At 36.6% G+C, this 3219-nt stretch carries 1 protein-coding gene and 2 pseudogenes; 2 read left to right on the top strand and 1 reads right to left on the bottom strand.

The genetic code is table 11. From position 1 onward, the window contains the following. Positions 1–1619, bottom strand: a 1619-nt coding sequence (locus NNN64_RS22660; RefSeq protein WP_271442861.1) for an NACHT domain-containing protein, incomplete at its 3' end; no start/stop codon positions are given. Between the two features lie 607 nt (positions 1620–2226). On the opposite strand from NNN64_RS22660, the pseudogene NNN64_RS22655 reads away from it, so the two are divergent. Next, positions 2227–2397, top strand: a pseudogene (locus NNN64_RS22655) (DUF4928 family protein); the annotation flags it as partial. Continuing rightward, positions 2324–2803: pseudogene (locus NNN64_RS23435) on the top strand (DUF4928 family protein). The pseudogenes NNN64_RS22655 and NNN64_RS23435, both read left to right, overlap by 74 nt. Positions 2804–3219: the final 416 nt, after the last annotated feature.

Raw genomic sequence — 3219 nt, 5'->3', positions numbered from 1 at the left:
GATATAGACAATTGCTCAACACTATCATTTTTTAAATCTAATGGAACTTTTCCTATAAGCAAATGACTATAAAGGATTTTATCATTACCTGACATAAAATATAAAGCAAACTCTAAGCTATGCCAAAGTAATTCTTTTTCATCATCGATCCTCGGCATATAAGATTGCACAGCTGGTTCTATAAAACGTTTATCACCAATCCATTCATTTGACTTATCATTAATAATATTTTCAGAAACAAAATTACCAAGAACAAATTCATTAACAAATCCAATACCTTGGTTTTCTGAGCCTGACCGATCTAATAGAGCATGCGATGCTAATTTATTAACTAATTCGTCAGTAGTTGGTCTTTCATCTACAGTATAAAGCTTTCTTGTAGCATCCAAGAGTTGTTGATTCTTTTCAGTTATGACTAACGATATATACTCTCTAGACTCAGATGTGTAGTTACCTTCGACCATGTCGTCAGCTATTATTTTTAGTATAGTATATTGATCTTCAATAGACATTAATAAATCTTGTCTTTTTCTTTCTCGCTCAAGCATTGAATCAAAATACTTCCTCACTATAGTTGTTGGGTCGCTTATAACTTTATTAAAGTCGGTGTCGTCGATGCATCTTAGAAATGATAGCAGTACAGGGTTTGATAATTTGTTAAGAGGAAATCCTGTCGATGAAATTTCATCTAAACGTTGACCTGGAAGCCAGTCTTCAATTTGTGGTTCATGAATTCTTATTCTTATCACATCAAAATCTTCTTGATGTGATGCTATCCACTGATGGAATTCATCTCCGTCAAATATAGCTGTTCTTCGAGTTGTCAAAACCACTTTTGCACTATCAGTTAGAAGCTCACTTATTGTTTCCAGCATTGGCTCTGTTTTTTCATAATTATTTTCAATTCCGTTTGTACTTTCATGCAATAGTTCATCAAACCCGTCAAGTATAACTGGTACATTTCCTGCTCTTATTTCATTCCTTACTAAGGCTGAGCTTAACAAAGGAAAACTTCTATCAATTTCATCTAATAGTACATACCTGAATATTTTTGCTTGCCTATTCCTTGATAGTTCTGAAAATAATGGTATTTTCCCTATATTGTTAACTATAATCTCCCTCAATAATTCATACGCCGTGCAAGTCTTTCCAAAACCGGCTGCAGCCTCAATCAAAAACAGAATTGGACGCCTATCTTGTATTCTCTCTAATATTTCCGTAACAACATTAGCTTCGCCAATAACACCATTTAAGTAATATTTTGAATTTATGTAGGAATAAGTTGCAGTAGGTGAGTGAATTTTTACAATTGAATCTGTGAAAGTATTATAATCTTTAATCAACCTTTCTTTAGTTGAATCGACGCTAAAGAAGCCATTAAATAATTCCTTATGTGCTTCTTCATAAGACTGATATTTTTTAATTTGACATGCATAACCTAACTGCCTATATTCTTCAAAGGTTTGATTTACATTAACCTCATTATTTAGTGGAAGTATGTCCGCGTTATGGTAGTGCCCTGTTTTAATAGAATATACAGCAATACTTTCGTTACCTGTATTTTCTTCAGTAAAACCAAACCTTTTATATATCTCTGTAAGTTTGCTTTTTCGTAACATTAAACTCACCTCCTGATATTTTTCGCAATGATGCTATAGTCGCTGTATGAACTTTTAATATAATATTACAAAAACCATCTACATAGCTACCGTCTAAGCAATAATAGCTATGTAGAGATTATCTGTAAGAGAACAGTTCAACGGTTACGTGCACGTTATGACATCGTTCTAACTTCATGGGGTGCTCAGTAACAGAACTTTTAAGCCATTCTTGCTCGCTGAACATGCAGTCATACCTATCACAAGCAGTACAACCATTACTTAGCAGACCTCTGCTCCTTGTTCCAAAAGGAACGTAAACCAGATGTTAGAGTTAACAAAACTGAAAGCCACTGCCCCCCAAATCTCCGAGTCAAACATTAGAGACTTTAAGTGAGCTCAGCCCAGATTATGCATTCTAATCAATTTCCAAATAATCAATCGGGCTAAGCCGTGGTGGTCATCGCGCCAATCCCCATAATGAAGGATACATCTTGGCTGTATCATCTTCCTTACAGCTGCGTTTCAACATGTGCTGAACAACACTCAAATTAATGTAATTGAGCCAGTGAATACAACATCTGTTTCAAATCACTTTGAAGTTTTCTTCACTTAATGTGTACGCCAAAATTATCCGGATAAACATAGAGTAACGGTCGACCGGGATTACAATCAACCAGTTTCATCTCTAGTAGGCGATATTCTTAAGGCGGCAGCGGAATGTTCTGACAACCCCACTGAGGCGGTGCTACAGAATCTTATCGAAGCCAAACATCAGCTACGTTTCCCTAGATGTTAAAATCAGTAGTCGCAGGGCCAATGCTAATGATCCACACATTGACCGTGAAGGGGCCTTTCAGGTGGGTACGACTGCATTCCAAGTGACCACCGCACCTATGGAGAAATTGATTTAACACTGTATCAAAATCAAACGCGCAGGCTACAGGCCGGTCATCCTAACTCTTGAAAGCAAGGTCATTGCAGCACGCCAGCTGGCTGATAACGTTGGTATGTCTGAACTGATAGCCATCCAGGCAGCTGAAACTTTCATCGGTAACAATATTGAAGAGATTGCTATTTATGACGGCGATAAAATCCGTGAGAGTCTCGCAAGATTGATACGGACGTACAACGTCCGTATCAATACTATCGAGATAGATACATCTCTTATGATTGATGAGCCTCTTGGATCGTTAACTTACTGACCGACTCCTGAAATACATAGAGCTCAGTAAGCTTAACGAGTCGCTTTTTTCCACCATACCTAAGCCCCAAAACTAAAGCACTACGGCTTGATTGGGCTGGCGTAAGTCTGTACACCGAGCCTTTTGCACTATAAATTTCTCAGAATATATAACCAATATGTCAGTAAAGGTTTAAAGTGAATGATTCGTTTTGGCAGGATACTTACGATTATCACAACACTATCACATATTGTGTCTCACACACAAAGTTGAAAATCAAAACAGAAGTAAAAGATATAACATTCCCCTGCTAAAATACAATTCACTTCAAACATTTAATATTAATGGGATATATTTCCCCCTAAGCAATGGGGAAAAACGCCCATCAATCAACCATGAAATAAAAATAGCACTTTTTGCAAACTATGAATTTATTT

This window comes from Citrobacter sp. Igbk 14, assembly GCF_028069825.1.
GTDB lineage: Bacteria > Pseudomonadota > Gammaproteobacteria > Enterobacterales > Enterobacteriaceae > Citrobacter.
The sequence above is the reverse complement of the archived record's forward strand: the minus strand, read 5'-3'. Positions and strand labels throughout refer to the sequence as shown.